Below are 18,933 nucleotides of genomic sequence, written 5' to 3'. Positions count from 1 at the left end.
TCCATGTACCATCAAGTAAGATTTCCTGCTTTATTTATTCGTTTAAGTTCTTGATACGTAGCTATTTTCTAGTACACAATAACTGGATCATACGTGTTCAAACTATCATACACAGTTTTTGCAACATTAGGAAGAAGGTTCACACACCCGCCTGATCCCCCTGTTAAATAAGCATTATTTCCCCAGTCTTTTCGCCAGCCGGCATCGTGGAATCCTTGACCGCTATTTGTGAATGGAACCCAGTAATCTACTTTAACTGCATAATCAGCTTTACCTACTGCGCTACCTCTTAGCGTGTATGGTGTTCGTTTGTATAGGACGTACCACACACCTGGTGATGTATCTTCACCCGTGCTATGTTTACCCGTTACTACATTTGTTGTAACGACTAATTTCCCATCTTTATAAATCCAAATTTGCTGATCCGCAATTGAAACTTCTGCATATGTGTCTCCGATGCCATTATTCGATGTTGTTTTATAACCGATACCTTCCTTCTCCCAACCATTTCCGTGAATATTAGAAGCAGAAAGTGATTTTTCGCCTTTCTCAAAGGCTTGTTGAACTTGTTTTGTCTCTTTTTCCACATCTAATGCCCAGCCGTATCCTTGTCCTTTTACTGATATGACCGAACCAGAATGTGTTTTAAAAGCGAAGTCTTTATGTAATGTAGATTTAGCCTTATTAATTTCTGTAATCTTATTCTTAATATCGCTCGCATCGATTGTCACCTTCATATCCTTTGACATAGAGGCATTTTGAATTAAATCTTTCGCTTTTAATGAATACACTTCATCCTGCACTTTATAATCAACAGACTGCCCAAGAAGACTCTGTAATGCCTTTTCTTCTTTTTTGATAATCGGATCGTCTTCTTTAATAGGCTGTATGTAGGCAGACTTTAGGTGAATTTCGCTTTTATGCTTCTGCTTATCATACTCTTTTAGTAAACTCGTAACGTCATACTGTTTTCCATCAACGCTCTTCGAGATAACAACTTTTCCTTGTTCAAGCTTCGCCATAGCATCTTGAGGCTCTTTTAATTGTGTATTCATAGAAACAAGCTTTTCTTCTACAAGTTTTTTCATCGTTTCACTACGATACTGCTCTGCCTTTTCTGGTAGCAATGAATAATCTTTTTCCTTTGAAGAAGGGAAAAATGTCCACTGGCTTTTTAATAGTTTCTTAACTTGTGGCGAATCTTTTTCCGTCAGTTCCGTCTTTGTCTCTTGTTCATCTAAAATTTGTTGTTGATCAATATAGACTTTGTTTGCTAATCCAGCTGTTTTTAATTTCTGTATTGCCTGATCAGCGCTCAAACCACCGACTTTTGTATCATTAATCGTAACATTAGAATTGAAGTGAGTTGCCTGATAATAGCTCATTCCTCCAAGGAGAAGTGCAATTACACCGCCACCTGCTGCGATAAGCTTCCAATTTGTAAAACGTTTTTTGGATCTTACCCGTTTTTTCTCAACTTCTTCAACAGATTCATTTACTGTATTGTTGTTCATCAATCTTTCCCCCGTATACATTAACGTCAATTGATTTTAAACCAAAACCATTGAATAGTGTACCTTATTTTTCCTCAAATTTCATTGTTTTTAATTAGGTTTTATCTCATTTAATCGTTAAAAGTTAGATTTTTCATAGAAAGATATATAAATATGGTAGATAAAGTGAAAAAGGAACTACACCAATTGAGCTATTACGGGCTCCTAGCATTCCCCGAATTTTAAAGAGTGATACTCTCAATGAAATTTAACTTAGTGAAATAATTTTTAGAAGGTTCAAGTTAGAGGATAGCATCTTAGAATGTCTTCTATTTATGAAAAATATCCACAAAAAAGGGTCTACATGTAGACTCTTTTTTGTGAACATTTTAATATCGTTTTTTTATAAAAATAGAATTTCCCTATGCTTCCCGCTTTTCACCAAGGTTCACAACATCTACTATCGACCTAACCAATTTCACCTTATGACCTTTTATCATCAACAATTTTAAATTTCTTTAAACTATTATATATGTTTGTACCACGCTTTATTGATACGTTCAACCTTTACAGGTGTTGAAGTTTTAGAATCATTCTTTGGTGTAATCCTATTATTAGAACATCCTGCAATAATAAGGCAGCATGTAGTCAATAAAACCAATAATATTAATTTATTCAAATAGCCACTCCTATATAAGCGAAATATTATATTGAGAAAATTAAACATAACATCGAATCTTTGTAAAAACAATATATTTCCTAGTTTTATTTTCATTAGAGGATTAATGGGCACCTTGAGATGCTTTTTGCACTTATAAGGGTAAAACCTCACGTTCACCAAGTCAAGATTCAAATTCTATTTAATTCGTTCTCAGAGTTTATGCTAATATAAAAGATAGCTATTTTTGTTGAAAACTAAGTATCTTCCAAAATGAAAATTACGAACTAAATTCCTATAACCCTATATACATTTATTCAGCTAACTTCTCTCCCGTAACAATCTGAAACAAAGTGGCTGCATTTTTCCCTTCTAATTGAACGTACTGACTATCTCCCGCTATGATTTCTATTTTATCCTTATTAGGAATTATCCAAATTTGATACAACACAGCTTTCGCCTCTATTTTCGGATTTTTAAATTGAAAAACAAAATGATAATCAGCTGAACGAGACATTTCCACTTTTTTATTTTCAAAATGAGCATCATTTAATATTTTCTTTACCTGTCGAACTTGCTTATTATCTGTAACTACCTTCAAATCTTCATATGTATCATCAACACGTTTTTGCACTTTAATTGTTTGTTCTTCATTCCCTATAATATTCGAACAGCCCGTTACTATGAATATAATTATTGCAATAAAAAACACAGATAAATTTCTACCCTTCATATTCATCTTCCTCATTTCAATCAAAATATGAAAATTGTAAAATAAAGTAAATTATTTTATGGTTAGAAATATAAAGAATAACAGGAGAGGAGTGCCGTCCATGCAGTTAAAAACATACACTTGGAAAAGTTATACGTTTCTTATTGTAAGTATATTCGTTACTATTAATCTCTTTCTCTTCACACCTATTTTAGACAGAGTTGGAGTAGAATATGTCGTGCCTTTCGCCTACTTCATATTAGCTTCCGCTGTTATAGTAATCCTATTAGCGGTTATATCTTTTTGCAGTCGAAATGAAAGGAAAATTTTAGCGATTATCGGTTTATGTTTTACTCTATTTAATACAGCAATTATTTTATTTTTCCTTTGGTTCGGTTACCACTTCACTTAAGTGAAGTATAAATAAACTCCATAAGCCACAAATAAAATGAATAAAATAGAAATGCCGAGTACCGTGTATATAATCCATTTTAAATTTGAACTCATATACTCCCCCTTCTCACCTTCCATTATATAACAAAAAGCATTGGTTACCCAATGCTTTTTCACACTTACACAAATAAAGACGTATTCGCATATAAAGCTGGTGAACCACCTGAATGTACGAATAAAATGTTGTCTTCTTTACTAAATGTACCTTTTCTAATTAAATCGATTAATCCCGCTACCGCTTTACCTGTATACACTGGATCCAGTAAAATACCTTCTGTTTTCGCTAACAGCTGCACTGCTTCCACCATTTCTGGTGTTGGTAACGCATAACCTGGTCCTACATATTCATCAAAGCATGTAACAGCTTCGTGCGAGATAAAGTTTGGAATACCAACGTGAGCTGACGTTTCCTCTACAAGTTTTGCTACTTTCTCTTCTTGCTCTGCTTTTCCTCTACTTACGTTAATTCCGATTACTGGGATGTTACTTTGTGTTCCAGCAAAACCTGTAATTAAACCAGCGTGCATACCGCCGCTACCACTTACGCAAACGACTGAACTGAAATCAATTCCTTGGTCAAATGATTGCGCCATAATTTCTTGCGCACAAGCAATGTATCCCATTGCGCCAGTAGGATTTGATCCACCAACTGGAATGACATATGGTGTATTCCCTTTTTCACTAACTTCTTTCGCTACTTTATGCATCTCTTCCATAAGATCTGCTCCGTTTGGTACAACAATTACATTTTCAGCACCTAATAAATGATATAAGAAATAGTTCCCGTTAAAATCTGGCTTCTCTTCTGGTTCAAGCCCTTCTTCTAATACAAGGATACATTTCATTTTTTCTTTTACCGCCGCTGCCAGTGTCAGGCGGCAATGATTTGACTGAATACCACCAGCTGTAATTAACGTATCTGCACCCTTTGCCTGTGCATCTGCAACTAGAAACTCTAACTTTCTCGTCTTATTACCACCAGCTGTTAAACCAAGTAAATCATCTCGTTTAAAATAAATAGTCGGCCCACCAAGCGCTTCAGAAAAATTGTTTAATTTTTCGATTGGTGTATATGACTCTGTATATTTTTTTCTCGGGAATTTAGCTAAATTCATAAATAACGCTCCTTTTGTACTTCTTTCACAATGTATGTAACGATACTATTATTGCATGTAAAAATGATGAAGTCATCTTTCTGGGGAAAAATGTATTGGAATTCGGTGTTGGTGTATGAAATTATACTGATGAATTTTTTATTCTAGTTCGGTACATGAAATTATATGAGTGCTTTGGACTTCAATACGGTGCATGAAATTTATATCAGCGATTCTTAACTTATATCGGCGATTTTCAAAATATATCAGCGATTCTTAATTTATATCAGCGATTTTTAATTTATATCAGCGATTTTTCAAATATATCGACTTACCGACAAAAAGCGACAAAACAAAAAGAGCCCACACATTTAAACGTGGGCTCCCTCCAATCACTTATTTACAGAAAAACGAAGTAGCTGCGTTAATCCCGGCTGTAAATTCATTTCCCCCTTATGGCGTACGTATACAATTTTGTCCCCATCAAATTTCGGAGGATTCCCTGGATTATACGTATGCCACTCATTCGTTCCTTCTATAGAATACTCCATGTATTCTGTTGCACCGACGATTACGTTTTTACTGTCATCTGCTGTAACATTTGGTGCCATTTGTGCAACTTTCGAATCGCTAATTAATAATTTTTTAATATCTTTATCACGTTTATAATCATAAGCTGTTACGATTACATCGTTACCGTATGCTTTTATTTGTAGTCCTTGTTTAAATGAATATCCATCCGGAGCAGTCTTCTCTCCGCCATTTGGTCCAGCCGACATCCAGCCCGTTTCAATTCCGCCCGTATTTACAACTGTAAATCCTTTTTCATCTCCACCTGCAATCTTCTTTTTACCAGCCCAGTCCGGTAAGTTTAAATCCCAATGCGTATGACTCGTAAAGAAAACGACCTGCGGATAGTCTTTTAATATATCGTACAATTTATCAACGTTTAAATAGTCTTGTAAATATGGTGATTGTCTTGATCCAGACACAGTATCAGGTAAAACGTGATGAGAGAAAATGAAAATTGGTTTATTTTTATCTTTTTGGCTGTACTCTTCTAAATTTTGTTTTAACCAACCTAGTTGCTCATCACTCATATATACTTCATCCCACATTTTTGAATCGTGGTATTTCATATATTTTTCAGTTCCTAAAAATAGAAGCGGATAACCATCTAATTCTTTTTTATGATATACCTTTTCTTGTCCGCTAAATTGTAAGTAGCGACCAAATAGCGTTTCTTCCGTTACACCATTAGGCCATGTACTTTGAGAGAGCTTCCCATCAGCTGTCCATTTACCAGCATAAAACTCATGATTCCCAACAGTTGACCATACATTCTCGGGATGCTTATTTTTATTTAACACACGCTTCACATCATCATATTGTGACTGTTGTCCAGTTGGCGTTATATCCCCATTCATAATAAGCGCTCTAGAAAGTGGCGTCACTTTGTTCATATCTTTTAATACGTGATCAAAATCTCCTAAATCACCTTGAATGTCACTAATAACGTTAAAAGTTGTAGCTGATTTTCGAACTTGCTCTTTCCCTTCCGCATGTGCTGAAAATGTCGGTAATAATGCCGCCATAACTGCTAACGAAGCAACTGTCTTTTTCATACAAATTCTCCCCCTAATTATAAAATCTACAAACTGACATATTCTGCTTTCTCTTAGGTGCTTGTCCAATTCACATTATAAAGAGGGATTGTAAAGATAGATGGAGTTAAAAGTTAAGTGTTTTTTAAGAGATTTTGTCGTTTTTTGCACTCCACAATTAGCGATTCACGCCAATCTAGCTTTCTAGCCTTTAACATTACATACATGTAAATTTTGATGTTGAATCTTTTCGTTTCATACGTTGTTTTTATTACTTTTAATTTTCGGGAAAAATCCACTAATTAATAATGTTATAATCCATACCATTATTAGAATGAAATTTACTGTATTACCGGAATTCAAACTAAACACTCTCCACAAATAGGCAGCACAAAAAACGAGAACAGCAGTAATAACAAGTAAAAATGTCCTAACTACTAATCCGATGTAAGATTTCTTCTCTTGCTTAAGAATGAAAGTTCTTCTACCTTTGTACAATCTAATTACAAATAACAGCAAATATACACTAAGTATGGCTCCAATAACAATTGATATAATGGAATTACTTTTTCTCTGCTCAGCTAGAGCGAAGTGACTTTCAGGTAATTTTCCCGTTTCATATTCAATCCATGCGTGGTAAATATCCTGTCGTAAGTCTATACCACCTTCACCATTTGTAAGGATTACCAATCCATCCTTTGTATTAGGAATGAAACCATAAAAAGAGTGCCAGCCTCGATTGTCACCAGAATGATAAAGTAATTTCCATTGATTAGATAGTTTTTTTTCAAATATACCTAAACCATTCTCCCCTAATACTGGCTTTTGCATTTCCTCAACACGTTCACTTTTGATGACACCATTACCTTTATTATTTGCATCCATACTTGCAAGTATCAATGTCATCATATCGGTAACATTTGTCTTAAGACCTGCAGCAGCCTGTTCGGTAAATTGGTAACTAGGGAGCTCCTCTCCAAAATATCCATAAGCTTTTGAAAGGTTATGGTTTTCAGGACGTTGTAAGAATGAACTAGATTTCATTCCTAAAGGTTTCATAATTTGTTCTTCCATATAACGATCAAACGGTATTCCGGTAACTTCTTCAATTACAAGTTGTAAAATTGTATATCCGCCACCAGAGTAAATTGTTTCTGAACCTGGTTTATTAGTAATCTCCACTGGTTCATTAAGCCATCCTTTTCCAGACAGAGATTCCTCAATAGAGTCAAGTTGTTTCCCTGGTGCAACCCCGAGATATCCTTTATGTGCAGACAGCCCTGCAGTATGACTTAACAATCTTCTTATGGTTACTTCCTTATTATTAAACTCTGAATTAGGTAATTTCCATTTGGTCAGATATTTTCCAACGGGATCATCTAGTAATAAACGTCCTTCATCTACAAGATGCAAGATTCCCCACGCTGTAAGATTTTTAGAAATGGAACCAGCCTGAAACAAAGTATCATCACTCACCGCTTTTTTTGCCTTTTTATCTACATAACCGTAGTTAAGTGTATAAGCAATACGCCCCTCATGTACAATCCCTATTGCAACCCCTGGTACATTATAATTTCCCTGCCATTTTGGTACCTGTTCATCCATCTTTTTCTTGAAATTCTCTATATTCCTATCAGTTAACGTGCCCGACTCTGCCCTTACCACATTTGTAAACCATGCTTCATTCATAATGAATATACAAATCATTAAACATAAAATACTTTTGCATATTATCGATGCTTTTTGCCTATTCTTCATTTGCTCTACCCTTTTTTTCAGAATATTCTACCCATCAATCAGAGTATCCCATTCTAATATCCCGTTCTATCGATTTTTATTACTTAACCTTACAAAATCGTAATAAAAATCAAAGATCTACTATTGTCCTTTATCCGAAGGCAATGAAATTCATTAACAAGATTGATATGAAGTTATATTTATTGTTTCAGTTAAGGCCCCTAAAATACTAGTTCGGTTAATCAATTGGATATATTCTACACTACAAATATTCATTTTATAAAAAGAAGAACCCCACACATTTTGATTAAAATGTGTGGGGCCCTTTTGGCTTTCTTAAATTTTTATGAAAAAGATTTATTATTTTATGTAGCTTACTAAAAAAACATTTTGTTCAATCAACTGACAGAACAAGATGAAACACTTAGCTCGTATTAGTAATTTCTCCCTTTTTTGTTAATAAATATAAAAACACTACCTAACACACTTAATGAAAGTGCAAAATATAACAACAAATCAGGTAGAAATTGCAAAGGAATAATATCAATTAATTGTAAAACAATAATGGCAAGGATACCTAAATATAGAATATTGTACAAAGCATTATTTGTTTTATATAGAATTTCTCTTCCTCTTTCGTCATTTGCTTCATCACTTGATTGAAATTTTATTACATACATCTTACTTATCACTATTAAACCAAATAACAAAATTTTTAACAACAACATATGTATCACTCCTCTAGATAATCAAATACGTCGGTTAACGGCTTTTCAAATGCATTTGCAATTTTAAAGGCAAGAATTAGAGAAGGGTTATATTTATTCTTTTCAAGAGTAGCGATAGTTTGACGACTAACTCCTACTCTTGTTGCCAGTTCTTCTTGGGTCCAACCTTTTTCTGCTCGACAAACTACAATTTTATTATGCAACAATAGTAACACCTCTTTAGATAATTGTAATTTATTTTTTACAATTTGTAAATTATTTCTTACGATATATTTTAAAAATTAAAAATCCTCATAAAAAAAGACATAAAGATTTCTCCCCATGCCTACTAATCTTCTACTTCTTTACTGTATGTACATAATGCGCTGTTTCAAAAACTTAATAAAAAAGAGAACTACTCTTCAAGCACTTCTCTCTTTCATCCAAACGATACATATAAAATAAATTATTAAAAATATACTATATAAACTCCATAACGTAGGTATTGCAGCTACACTTAAACAAAGAGTTTCAGGTAACAAGCAATCATAAAAGTCTTTTTGTTTAAAAGCGATGTTTTTTTGCCATCGGTTCTATATATGTATTTAATATCCACATTAATACTTTCCATACCTTTTGTTGGCTAGGTGGTAAATGAGCGTTATATACATAGCTGTATTCAATTTGCTGTGTTGCACCACGATTTCGTTTAAACTCTCCAGCCCCAGCACTACAATGACAAATTAAATCTTTTTCGATAGAATCCATTGTAATAAGGAGGGAAAGTATACGATATAAACCTTGTTGCTGGTCAGAGTTTGTATGATAGCCAAGGATTGGCGTTGTCATAACTCCGTCCCTAATAAAATAAGCAATGACACCATCAATTGTATTCCCTTTTTTTATGGCCTTTATCTCAAATAAACGATGCTGAAGAGCATTCCATAAATAAGCGGGTGTAAACATTGGGTTATGGGCGGAATATTTTTCAATATATAGTTGGTTGTATAGCTGGGAAATTTGTAAAATATCCTCCCTTGTTAATTCTTCATTCGTAATAATTTCATAATTGCTTTTCTCTAATAAACTTTTATCATTTAATAAGTCTTTTCGTTTTTTTCGATTCATTTTTTTATAGTGTTTCGGATCAAATAAGTATATAGAACGAGACATAATTTTATTGTAACCGACTGTAGATAGTGCTTCTGTCGTTGCGGGATATAATTTGTTATTTAAAGAGCGAAATAGAATAGTATGCTCTGGAAATTTCTCAACTAATACTTTCGTTATTTGTTCGATTTGTTGTTCGTTGATAGAGTGATAAAGATTTGTTGAAAGCATCCAATTATTTACGACAATTACTTTATTAATATTCGTTCGTCTTAGCCAATTTCCCATAAAATGAATCGGATAGGTTAATAGCTTCTCTAGCCATGGTTTTTTCAACTCCCATAGCTCTTCTAACGCATAAGATATGTAATGTGTATAAGGAGAACATACATATGAATTTTCGAACTCTGCGTTATTAAGAGTGACTGGCAAGATGAGATCATCAATTTCTAATAGAAAGAGCTGCGTGTTAACATTTTCAATAAATGCTGTAACGCCCTTTTGAAAAAGAGGCAAGAAACTATCTCGTACATACGCTCCATCTTTTTTGGATTCCCAATCAATGCTATGTAAAGAATGAACATCATGTAACTGAATCATTTATGTTCACCACACCTTACAAAACTTTCTATTCTTTTTAATTTTTTATCATATACTTGAATATCGTAATGTGAAAAGAAAAAATGTGGTATAGCACACTTTTTCGTAGACCATAGTGTATGTAATTCTTGCATTACCTTTGATTGACATAATTCGAGATTTTCAGGTAGTGCTTTAAGTTTAATTTCAATTTTATCTACGCTGTGCTGTATTACTTTAAATTCTTGAATGTCACTAGATGCAAACAAAATTGCTCTTCTAATGAAATCTGGAAAAATAAATATTTCGCCATGATCCACTTCACTTATTCCAATAAATATATCGTCACATCGACCATCAATACGTTCTAATGCTGAGAAAGGTGAGCCACAGCTGCACGGCGTTTTTTTCTCAATTAATATGTCATTGAGACGATAGCGTATAATAGGCTGTGTTTTCCTCATGAAATCAGTAATTATGGGAACGAATATCCCTTTCTCTTGATCTAAGTATTCTTTTTCAATATGAACGAGGTCTTCATTCATGTGTAATGTCCCCTGCTTACAGGTGGTAGCAAGAAAACCTTCTGTACATTGGTAAACTTGGTGTACTGTCTGTTTGAAAGTTGCAGAAATAAAGTCTCTATCAATATCTTCAAGCACTTCTGCTACAGAGATAATTTTCTTAGGACAAATTGTAATCAGTCCTTCTTGCTGCCAGTAAGCAATTTTCCGTAACATAGACGGAGGTGCAATTAAAATAGATGGCTTTACTTCATTTAATCGCGTAATATGCTGTTGAAACGAATCTAGTAAATCAAAAAAATGAAATGAGATTCGCTTATTTTTTGTCGCTTCGTATAAATTGCTATTTGCACGTAAGAAAAAAGCAATCGTGTGTTTATGTAGAATGCTAGAAGGAAGCACCTTTCCAATAATCGAGCCAGCCCACAACGTTTGTTCTTCCTCGGAAACGAGAAAAACCCCACGATTTCCACTAGTGCCTGATGATAAACCGACAGTTATATTACGAATGGTTGGTGAGAAATTCCGGGTCTTCTCTGCTTCAGATGCTACATGAAACGCTTCTTCCTTTGAAATATGGACTGTATTTAATGTATCAAAATGTTCCATCATTACTTCTTTATCAATAATGGGGAGTGCAGACAAATTTCCCTTTTGAATTTCATGTAAAAACGGCTTATATAACTGGCGATAAAAAGGCGACGCCTCTATCGTGAACAAAAGTTGTTTTTCTATTTGTTGTTTATGAAACTGTTCCAATTGTTTGCGATTTGAAAATCTCAAGCCATATTTTGTTTTCAAGTATTGCTTGAGAATCCGTAGTTTATTCATAGTACACCCCTGCTTTAATTTTATCCCATGTATGTTCACAATGAGTCGGTACAATTTCAATCTCAGGTGATGTTTGTGATAAATAGTGTAACTTCTCAATATTCTTCCGATAAGACTTTGGATCGCTCGTTAAAAGGTTGGCAATCTTACTAGGAAATACAAGGTTTTGATACGTTTTACTTAGCCACACTGCGTCTGCACAAAGAAAGACAATTTTATTACTCTGTAAATGGACGAATATACCAAATTGACCAGTTGCATGTCCTGTTAAGTCAACAGCAAATAATGAGCCATCATCAAATACATCATACCCCTCTTCAAACTTTCCATATGTAGAAGGTAAGTTAAGAGATGGAGTTTGATCAATGAATGACATCCTCTGCTCTAAATCCATCGGCAGTGTATCTTTTAGGCACCCTTTTAATAGAGCACCAAATTTACTTCTCTTTTTAATATCCTCATAAGCTTTTGCGAAGGTTAATATTTTCGCTTTTGGAAAATCGGGTAAACCAGCTGTATGATCGCCATGAAAATGAGAAAGAATAATATATTTAATTTCTTCTGGCTGAATACCATCAAGAAGAAGTTGTTGTTTAATAGCTTGCTCTTCCGTAAAATGAACAGGCGTCAGTTTTGCATATACAGAGTAAGGGAATTTTTTTGTCGCTTCTTTAAAGTGTCCTGCATATCCAGTATCAAATAAAATATATCCTAATTCTGGATGCTGGAGTAATCCTACTGTTGCTGGAAAACAGATTTGTTTCCAACTGCCCTTGGAGTATGCGATTTTTTCTGGATGTGTGCAATATCCTGTATCATATAGCTTTAAAGATTTGATTTTCATTGTATTTTCCACCAGTCTACAAATTTTGTAATTCCTTCTTCTATACTGACCTTTGGAGCATATCCTAGTTCTTCTTTAGCTTTATCAATACTTAACGTCTGGCTTTTTGAAAGGACGCTAACAGTATACTTTGTAAGAACAGGTTCTTTTCCAAATAAAATAGTTTTTGAGATTCCTTCTAATATAGCCGCTAGTGTAAAAGCAGTTTTGTAGGAAATTTTTTTATATCGTACTTCCTTATCAAGGCGCTTCATTACATTTTCTATGACCTCATATAAATTGATACGTTCGTCATTTGTTATATTATACTTTTGCCCTAATGTATGTTTTGGGGAATGCATACAAAGAAGTAAAGCATCTACAACGTTCTCAACATACGTAATATCAACAAGAACATTTTCTGTACCAATTCTCGGTAAAGCCCCTTTTTCACATACTTTAATAAGACGGGGAAGAATCGCGTTATCTCCTGGTCCAAATAAAGCGCGCGGGCGTATTGTGATAACTGGTAAACCATGTGCGAAAGCTTGATCAATAGCTTGTTCAGCCATGTACTTCGTTGTTGCATAATGATTTACAAACGTATCAGGAAGTTTCGCATTTTCTACTACATTTTGTCGCTCATCATAATAAAAATAAATACTTGGTGTTGATACGTGGATAAGGCGTTTTATACCGTATTTTTGACTTCCCTCGATAATATGTTTCGTTCCTAACACATTTGCATTATAAAAATCTTCATATTTGCCCCAAGGGGAAGAAAGTGCACCGCTATGAAAGATATAATCTTTATCTTTACAAACTTTTAGCACACGCTCCCTGTCCACAAGAGGACAATGAACAAACTCGATTCCATTTTGTTCTAATACCTTACCGATTGTTTTATTTCTTCCCGTTGCCGTTACTTCATAGCCCATATTCTTCAGTCGAAAGGCGAGTTTTTGTCCTAGAAAGCCCGTTCCACCAGTTACTAGCATTTTCATAAATCTTCACCATCCCACGATATGTCATATGTTGTTTGCTCTAAAATAGTCCGTTCATGTTTATAACTTTCACGCCATAATTTATACATGCTAAAAAACTGATAAAAAAATGGTTTCCAATCATTGTGACGATAAACGATATCTGGATAAGAGCATAGAACTTTTAACCATCGCTTACGTTTTTGTTTACTTTTTAAATAAGGAAATCCATATAGAAGCATCGCTAACCGAATTGCACACTCCGAATTTTGTTTTGGAATGAATGAATTGTTTACTTTTTCATAAAAAAAAGCGGGCAATATTTCCTCATCGAATAAATGTAATCCACTTGTAGTACGTGGATTACATTCAATTGGAATCGCATCTCCATTCTCTGTAACGATAAAATCAAAGGCAATTTGTCCTGAGAAATTTAGCTCTTTTACAACATGCGTAACAAACTGGTCAATTTTAGGATGATTCATATGCTGAAACGCAATGGTAGCACCTAAGCCTGCCGTGAATTCCGTTTTATACGTAGAGTGAGCTAACACTTCCCCAGATTGTGCAATACTATAGGAACAATGCTGCGTCCCTTGTATAAACTCTTGCATAATATAATTCGGCTTATGTATCACGCTTTCTTTTAAAGCATCCTCTTTTGTAATAAATTCCACTTTATCAGAAAACCGGGAGTAAATCGGCTTTAATACAAAAGGAGTATGAGCTGGTGTTTTGTGCATCATTGACCTTATCGCTTCTTCATTATTTATTCTATATGTTGCAGGTACTTGCCACCCTAAATTCGCTACGAACTGAATAAACTCCCACTTATTATGCAGGAATGAAAGTTTTTGAAAATCATCTACTAATACATGACAATATGCACTTAATTCCTCTTTATATTTAGATATATAAAATACTTCTTCACAAGTTGGAATAAGCAAATCTACATTGTGATGTTGAATAATGGATAGTAGCGCACGAATACTTTCATTTGTTTTCCACTTTGGAGATGGAATTTCATAAAAGTAATCCGTACTCTTGGAAACTTTACTTAACGGATACGGAATACTATCTGCAACAATAACGGTATGTCCAGCGTTATGAAACAGTCTGCATAAATGGAGAGTTGCTGGTGCACGTGCCCCTGTAATTAATACTGTTTTCTTAGTATTCAAGAAGGATGCCCCCGATAGAAAGTCCCGCAGAAGTACCTAATAATAATATTTTATTTCCGCGTTGCACTTTCTTTTGCTTAATTGCTTCGAAAAGAGCGACTGGAATAGATGCGGAAATCATATTACCGTAGTCTTCAAAAATGGTCATAAAGCGTTCTTCATCTACCCCTAATTTTTTACGAATAAGTCTCATAGCTGGTCCACTTGCTTGGTGAGGAACAATTAAATCAATATCGGCTAGAGAATAACCAGTATCCATAAGGAGCTTGTCGATAAACTTCATTAAATACTTAGAAGATAGTTTAAAAATGGCTCTTCCATTCATATCGAACAAGAAGTCTTCTTTTCGTTCCTCACTATACTCCCTAGGATGAATCATCGTTCCACCGCCACGAATTTCTGATAAATGCGCACCAGAGCTATATGTTTCCATATGGGAAGCAATAATAGAAGATGAATGATCACCTTTTGTTATGACAACAGCTGCCGCCCCGTCACCAAATAAAATACTGCTTTCATTTTGTCCCCAATTTAATCCAACAGAAGAAATTTCAGAAGAAATAATAACAACATTTTTGTATCTCCCGCATGCCATTGCGTACGAAATTGTATCAAGTGCTGTTATGAAACTTAGACATGTTGAATTGATATCAAAACATGGAATACCAGAATGCTGTAGCCCGAGCTGTTCTTGAATAAGTGATGCAGTAGAAGGAATCGCCTGTTGAATCGTTCCGCTTCCGCAAATAATACAATCGATATCATCCCAAGTTAACTTCGCATCTTCTACAGCTTTTTTTGCAGCTTCCGCCCCCATATAAGAAGACGTTTCTCCATCAACAAAATATCTTGTTTTCACCCCAGCTTTTTTTAACGTCCAGCCTTCTGGTACGTCTAGCATACGATCTATTTCAAGAGAATCTACTTTTCGTTTTGGAAGATATGTGCCAATTCCTTTTATACTAATATATCTTTTCAATTTCTATCGCCTCTTAATCTTTTTATAAATTTAAAAATTCCGTTATATATAACTACTGTTGTGGATACATACAGATGTTTTTGTGAAACTCTGCTATCCCATTATGTACATCTAATTCTATTTTTCTTCAACAAAGAGCCAGCTCTCTACTTGAGAACTGGCTCTTTTGGCATGAGAATTCTTCAAATACATAATCTAGAAAAAACTTTTATATCAATTTAACTATATTATAACAATTATCCGAAAATAATTAATAGTATTTTTTTGTGAATAAAAGTGAATATGTGGTACAAACTTATGTGTGATACTAGTTTATTGAGCAGCAAATATAAACATATGGAACGAACATACATGTAATTTTAACATCTTCTATTTCCTCTTTTATTTAAAAAAAAGACACAGAGATTCCTCCCCATGCCTACTAATCCTCTACTTCTTCACCGCATGTACATAATGCACTGTTTCAAAAGCTTCTAAATAATCGCTTCGTCCTTCAAAATATAATTTATTTATGTCTTCTGGCGATAAATGCTCATAAATGAGTAAGCCCGCCTTCTCTAACAGTGCTTCCATTTCAGCATAAGAAAAACATGATTTCATCGGTTCTCCACCTACCACAGCCATTTTCACCATATTTTCCACTCGATTGGACAATCCCTTTTCCGTAAATAAGTTTTCATCAGGATAATCGAAAACGATAGAACTTCCTGCTGGAACCATTTCAAATAGACATTCTATTAAACTGGAAAGTGCCTCTTTCGTTAAATAGTACGTAACACCTAAAAGACTAAAGAAAGTCTTTTTATTTTCAAATCCTTCATTCCGTAACTGTTCATTGGAAAATCCTTTCGTAAAATCCATTGAAACAAAATGAAGGTTGTTTGGAATTTCAAATTCTGCTTCTTTTATTCTCTCCTTCTTAAATCTTTGCGTAGAAGGATGATCTATTTCAAATATTTCTATTTTATCCTCTAACTCTCGGTGTCTAAAACTAAATGTGTCTAAGCCTGCACCGAGTATGACGTATTGTTTTGCGCCTAATGCAATTTCATGTAACAATACTCTCTCACAATATGCCGCGCGTGCCAAAGGTGTTGGTGATAACTGAACTTGTGTAATCCATTTTAATATTTCTTTCGGATTATCTTGAAACTGCTCAGCAATGTCTGTATTGAAAAAATGTATCCCTTGAACCATATTCGTTTCAATATTAATTCGTTCTTTTGGCGATATGAACTCTTTAGCTACATAATCATCAAATATTTTCGGACTATCAAATTCACTGTGATATGCTCTTCCGAAAGCTGATACTAACGACGTTACACTTGCTTCACCTTTTTTCACGCACATACACTCTCCTTCATTTTCACAACAAAAATAGGGTTCCCCTGGCCAGGAGAACCCTATTATACACTTTATTTTCATATTGGTAAATTATAGCACAAATAAGTTTTTTTGTCAAGTTTCCAGCCTGCTAACACCCCGACACTTTATATATTCTCTGACAGGAAAACTGTCGATTTACACCGAATATCCCATATTATAAAAATACACATGGAGGCCAATATGAAACGATTCGTCATTATTACAGTAGGAAAAACTCACAGCGGAAAAACTACATTTGCAAGAGCGTTAGAAAAAGAATTACCCAACTCTTTCGTTATGGATCAAGATAATCAAGCTGAATTTATTAACACGCATTACGAAAAATTACAGCCAGCTGAAGGCCCTAATACATTTAAGCATGGTCTTTCAAAATTCATTGTTGATTATGCGAAAGAACATACAAATTTACACCTTATTATTAGTAACTCCAATCGCAGTAAAAATGGAAGGTTATATTTACTAAACGAATTATTTCCACAAAATGAATATGTACGCATACTCGTTCATTTTGACATTCCAGATGAGGTACTTTATGAAAGAGTAGCTCGAAGCACGCGAAGTACCAATATTTTTAGAGGTGGTTATTCCAATTTCAAAGAAGTACTCGATCGACAACAAACTGAATCACTTCACGATGATGTGGTAGGTCCTATAGAAAACGAGGCTGATTATTTGTTTGTTATTCGTAACAGTAAGGATGTAAACTCTACTATATTAAAAATTGTCCATCTTGCTAAAGAGTTCTCCCCTACTCCAAAATAAGAGACTATAAAAATTACATAATCATAGATTATTATGCAAATACTTCCTCTAGACGGCGCAGATGGTATATAATGATGGAAGAATCTACTTCTATATGCTCATTTTTACACAAAACAGCTCATGCATATGAAAGAAAAGAGGTACAAAAATATGAAAACAAAACAAACAATCGCTGCGTCTACACTAGCTTTAGCAATGATTGCTGGCGCAAACTCTGCTCATGCAGAAGTAAATGATGCTACTCCTCAGCAAAGTACGGGAGATCGATTAGCTGAAATTAAGCAACATAAACAAGAGTTAGATGCGAAATTACAGCAACACAAAGAAAACGCGGATCAAACATTGAATGAACTTAACAAGGTTAAGGAAAATGTTGATACGAAGGTGAATGAACTACATGAACGTAAACAAGTTGCCGATGAAAAAATCAACGAAATGAAACAACATAAACAAGAGCTAGATGCAAAACTTCAGCAAGACAAACAAATCGCCGAAGATAAAATCGCGGAAATAAAAGAGCATAAAAAACAAGTAGAAGATAAAGTTGCTGAAGTTAAAGAACATAAACAAAATATCGATAATAAGGTTAATGAGATTAAAGAACATAAACAAACTGTCGATGAAAAAGTGAATGAAATGAAACAACATAAAGAGAACATCGATCAGAAGGTTAATGAACTTAAGGAAGTTAAAAAACAAGTAGATGAAAAATTAGCTGAGTTAAAGAAAGCGAAACAAACTGCTGAGGACAAACTTGCTGAGCTAAAAGAAAACAAGCCGAATACTGGGAACACGTTAGAGGAGCTTAAGAAAATTAAAGGCAATTTAGATAGCCTTTCCGCTAACTTAGAACTAGCTAAGCAAGATGTAAAAAACAAACTTGCTGAATTACAAAAAGCTAGAGAAGATTTACTAAATAAAATTAACGAAATTAAACAATCAAAACAAACTGTTTCAGACGATTTATCAAAGAAAAAACAAGACTTAGATATTAAAATCAACGACTTTAAACACACTGAGAAAAAAATTGATGACAAATTAGCTGAGATACATACAACGAAGCAAAATGTAGCTAACAAGATCAATGAAGTATCTCAATCGAAACAAACAGAAACAAAGACTGGTACTACAAATGCAAACAATAATGCTAGAGAACTTCCTAACGCTGGTAGTGAGCAATCAAATAATATGGCTTTAGGTATGTTATCTGTATTAGGCGGGATTTTATTAGTAACACGAAATAAAATTAAAACGTTATTCTCAAAATAAAGCCATTATACTTATTAAAAACAATTATACAAAGGCCAACCGCATGTA

General features: G+C 34.2%; 17 protein-coding genes. 3 read left to right on the top strand and 14 right to left on the bottom strand.

All coding sequences use genetic code 11. The features are described from left to right. Window positions 1-68 precede the first annotated feature (68 nt). The gene (locus DN390_RS07875) at window positions 69-1,514 is read right to left on the bottom strand and encodes a L,D-transpeptidase family protein (RefSeq protein WP_147807052.1); all 1,446 of its coding nucleotides are present in this window, start codon (window positions 1,512-1,514) and stop codon (window positions 69-71) included. A 950-nt stretch (window positions 1,515-2,464) separates the two neighbouring features. Next, window positions 2,465-2,884, bottom strand: coding sequence for a YhfM domain-containing protein (locus DN390_RS07865; RefSeq protein WP_147807051.1), 420 nt, complete (start codon window positions 2,882-2,884; stop codon window positions 2,465-2,467). A 100-nt stretch (window positions 2,885-2,984) separates the two neighbouring features. Between DN390_RS07865 and DN390_RS07860 the strand changes: the two genes are divergently transcribed. Next, on the top strand, window positions 2,985-3,275 hold the full coding sequence (locus DN390_RS07860) for a hypothetical protein (protein ID WP_147807050.1): 291 nt from the start codon (window positions 2,985-2,987) through the stop codon (window positions 3,273-3,275). A 160-nt stretch (window positions 3,276-3,435) separates the two neighbouring features. Here DN390_RS07860 and cuyA read toward each other — a convergent pair whose 3' ends face one another. From cuyA to DN390_RS07795, 12 genes are all read right to left on the bottom strand, one after another. Beyond that, window positions 3,436-4,431, bottom strand: a complete 996-nt coding sequence (cuyA, locus tag DN390_RS07855) for a D-cysteate sulfo-lyase (RefSeq protein ID WP_147807049.1) — start codon at window positions 4,429-4,431, stop codon at window positions 3,436-3,438. A gap of 371 nt (window positions 4,432-4,802) precedes the next feature. Continuing rightward, on the bottom strand, window positions 4,803-6,035 hold the full coding sequence (locus DN390_RS07845) for a DUF4073 domain-containing protein (protein ID WP_147807048.1): 1,233 nt from the start codon (window positions 6,033-6,035) through the stop codon (window positions 4,803-4,805). 234 nt (window positions 6,036-6,269) lie between these two features. Continuing rightward, the gene (locus DN390_RS07840; RefSeq protein ID WP_147807047.1) at window positions 6,270-7,772 is read right to left on the bottom strand and encodes a serine hydrolase domain-containing protein; all 1,503 of its coding nucleotides are present in this window, start codon (window positions 7,770-7,772) and stop codon (window positions 6,270-6,272) included. 413 nt (window positions 7,773-8,185) lie between these two features. Beyond that, window positions 8,186-8,479: a hypothetical protein gene (locus DN390_RS07835; RefSeq protein WP_147807046.1), complete on the bottom strand. Its 294-nt coding sequence runs from the start codon at window positions 8,477-8,479 to the stop codon at window positions 8,186-8,188. Between the two features lie 5 nt (window positions 8,480-8,484). Further along, entirely contained in the window at window positions 8,485-8,685 is a 201-nt protein-coding gene (locus DN390_RS07830; protein WP_000903048.1) for a helix-turn-helix transcriptional regulator, read from the bottom strand. 337 nt (window positions 8,686-9,022) lie between these two features. After that, entirely contained in the window at window positions 9,023-10,168 is a 1,146-nt protein-coding gene (locus DN390_RS07825; RefSeq protein ID WP_147807045.1) for a hypothetical protein, read from the bottom strand. Beyond that, window positions 10,165-11,502, bottom strand: a complete 1,338-nt coding sequence (locus DN390_RS07820) for a F390 synthetase-related protein (RefSeq protein ID WP_147807044.1) — start codon at window positions 11,500-11,502, stop codon at window positions 10,165-10,167. Before DN390_RS07820 ends, DN390_RS07825 begins: the two co-directional genes overlap by 4 nt. Then, window positions 11,495-12,346 (bottom strand): MBL fold metallo-hydrolase, encoded by an 852-nt coding sequence (locus DN390_RS07815; protein ID WP_097951854.1) that lies wholly within the window; start codon window positions 12,344-12,346, stop codon window positions 11,495-11,497. Before DN390_RS07815 ends, DN390_RS07820 begins: the two co-directional genes overlap by 8 nt. After that, entirely contained in the window at window positions 12,343-13,329 is a 987-nt protein-coding gene (locus DN390_RS07810) for an NAD-dependent epimerase/dehydratase family protein (protein ID WP_147807043.1), read from the bottom strand. The genes DN390_RS07815 and DN390_RS07810 overlap by 4 nt, the downstream gene beginning before the upstream one ends. Further along, window positions 13,326-14,489: an ATP-grasp domain-containing protein gene (locus DN390_RS07805; RefSeq protein ID WP_147807042.1), complete on the bottom strand. Its 1,164-nt coding sequence runs from the start codon at window positions 14,487-14,489 to the stop codon at window positions 13,326-13,328. Before DN390_RS07805 ends, DN390_RS07810 begins: the two co-directional genes overlap by 4 nt. Then, window positions 14,479-15,468 carry a beta-ketoacyl-ACP synthase III gene (locus DN390_RS07800; protein WP_060631505.1) on the bottom strand — a complete coding sequence of 330 codons (990 nt, stop codon included), beginning with the start codon at window positions 15,466-15,468 and terminating at the stop codon, window positions 14,479-14,481. Before DN390_RS07800 ends, DN390_RS07805 begins: the two co-directional genes overlap by 11 nt. A 429-nt stretch (window positions 15,469-15,897) precedes the next feature. Then, window positions 15,898-16,818, bottom strand: coding sequence for a class I SAM-dependent methyltransferase (locus DN390_RS07795; protein ID WP_147807041.1), 921 nt, complete (start codon window positions 16,816-16,818; stop codon window positions 15,898-15,900). A gap of 216 nt (window positions 16,819-17,034) precedes the next feature. On the opposite strand from DN390_RS07795, the gene DN390_RS07790 reads away from it, so the two are divergent. Then, window positions 17,035-17,616: an ATP-binding protein gene (locus DN390_RS07790; protein WP_147807040.1), complete on the top strand. Its 582-nt coding sequence runs from the start codon at window positions 17,035-17,037 to the stop codon at window positions 17,614-17,616. A 150-nt stretch (window positions 17,617-17,766) separates the two neighbouring features. Continuing rightward, entirely contained in the window at window positions 17,767-18,885 is a 1,119-nt protein-coding gene (locus DN390_RS07785; protein ID WP_147807039.1) for an LPXTG cell wall anchor domain-containing protein, read from the top strand. Window positions 18,886-18,933 lie beyond the last annotated feature (48 nt).

Origin of the sequence: Bacillus sp. SH7-1, assembly GCF_008042405.1 — a bacterium.
GTDB classification, from domain to species: Bacteria; Bacillota; Bacilli; order Bacillales; family Bacillaceae_G; genus Bacillus_A; species Bacillus_A thuringiensis_N.
The sequence above is the reverse complement of the archived record's forward strand: the minus strand, read 5'-3'. Positions and strand labels throughout refer to the sequence as shown.

What these genes read in the sequence shown, in the direction of transcription:
- DN390_RS07815 (WP_097951854.1), bottom strand. Translation starts at nt 12,346, where the DNA reads ATGAAAATCAAATCTTTAAAGCTATATGATACAGGATATTGCACACAT.
- DN390_RS07820 (WP_147807044.1), bottom strand. Translation starts at nt 11,502, where the DNA reads ATGAATAAACTACGGATTCTCAAGCAATACTTGAAAACAAAATATGGC.
- DN390_RS07845 (WP_147807048.1), bottom strand. Translation starts at nt 6,035, where the DNA reads ATGAAAAAGACAGTTGCTTCGTTAGCAGTTATGGCGGCATTATTACCG.
- DN390_RS07785 (WP_147807039.1), top strand. Translation starts at nt 17,767, where the DNA reads ATGAAAACAAAACAAACAATCGCTGCGTCTACACTAGCTTTAGCAATG.
- DN390_RS07825 (WP_147807045.1), bottom strand. Translation starts at nt 10,168, where the DNA reads ATGATTCAGTTACATGATGTTCATTCTTTACATAGCATTGATTGGGAA.
- DN390_RS07865 (WP_147807051.1), bottom strand. Translation starts at nt 2,884, where the DNA reads ATGAAGGGTAGAAATTTATCTGTGTTTTTTATTGCAATAATTATATTC.
- DN390_RS07840 (WP_147807047.1), bottom strand. Translation starts at nt 7,772, where the DNA reads ATGAAGAATAGGCAAAAAGCATCGATAATATGCAAAAGTATTTTATGT.
- DN390_RS07790 (WP_147807040.1), top strand. Translation starts at nt 17,035, where the DNA reads ATGAAACGATTCGTCATTATTACAGTAGGAAAAACTCACAGCGGAAAA.
- DN390_RS07795 (WP_147807041.1), bottom strand. Translation starts at nt 16,818, where the DNA reads ATGTGCGTGAAAAAAGGTGAAGCAAGTGTAACGTCGTTAGTATCAGCT.
- DN390_RS07835 (WP_147807046.1), bottom strand. Translation starts at nt 8,479, where the DNA reads ATGTTGTTGTTAAAAATTTTGTTATTTGGTTTAATAGTGATAAGTAAG.
- DN390_RS07810 (WP_147807043.1), bottom strand. Translation starts at nt 13,329, where the DNA reads ATGAAAATGCTAGTAACTGGTGGAACGGGCTTTCTAGGACAAAAACTC.
- DN390_RS07860 (WP_147807050.1), top strand. Translation starts at nt 2,985, where the DNA reads ATGCAGTTAAAAACATACACTTGGAAAAGTTATACGTTTCTTATTGTA.
- DN390_RS07875 (WP_147807052.1), bottom strand. Translation starts at nt 1,514, where the DNA reads ATGAACAACAATACAGTAAATGAATCTGTTGAAGAAGTTGAGAAAAAA.
- cuyA (WP_147807049.1), bottom strand. Translation starts at nt 4,431, where the DNA reads ATGAATTTAGCTAAATTCCCGAGAAAAAAATATACAGAGTCATATACA.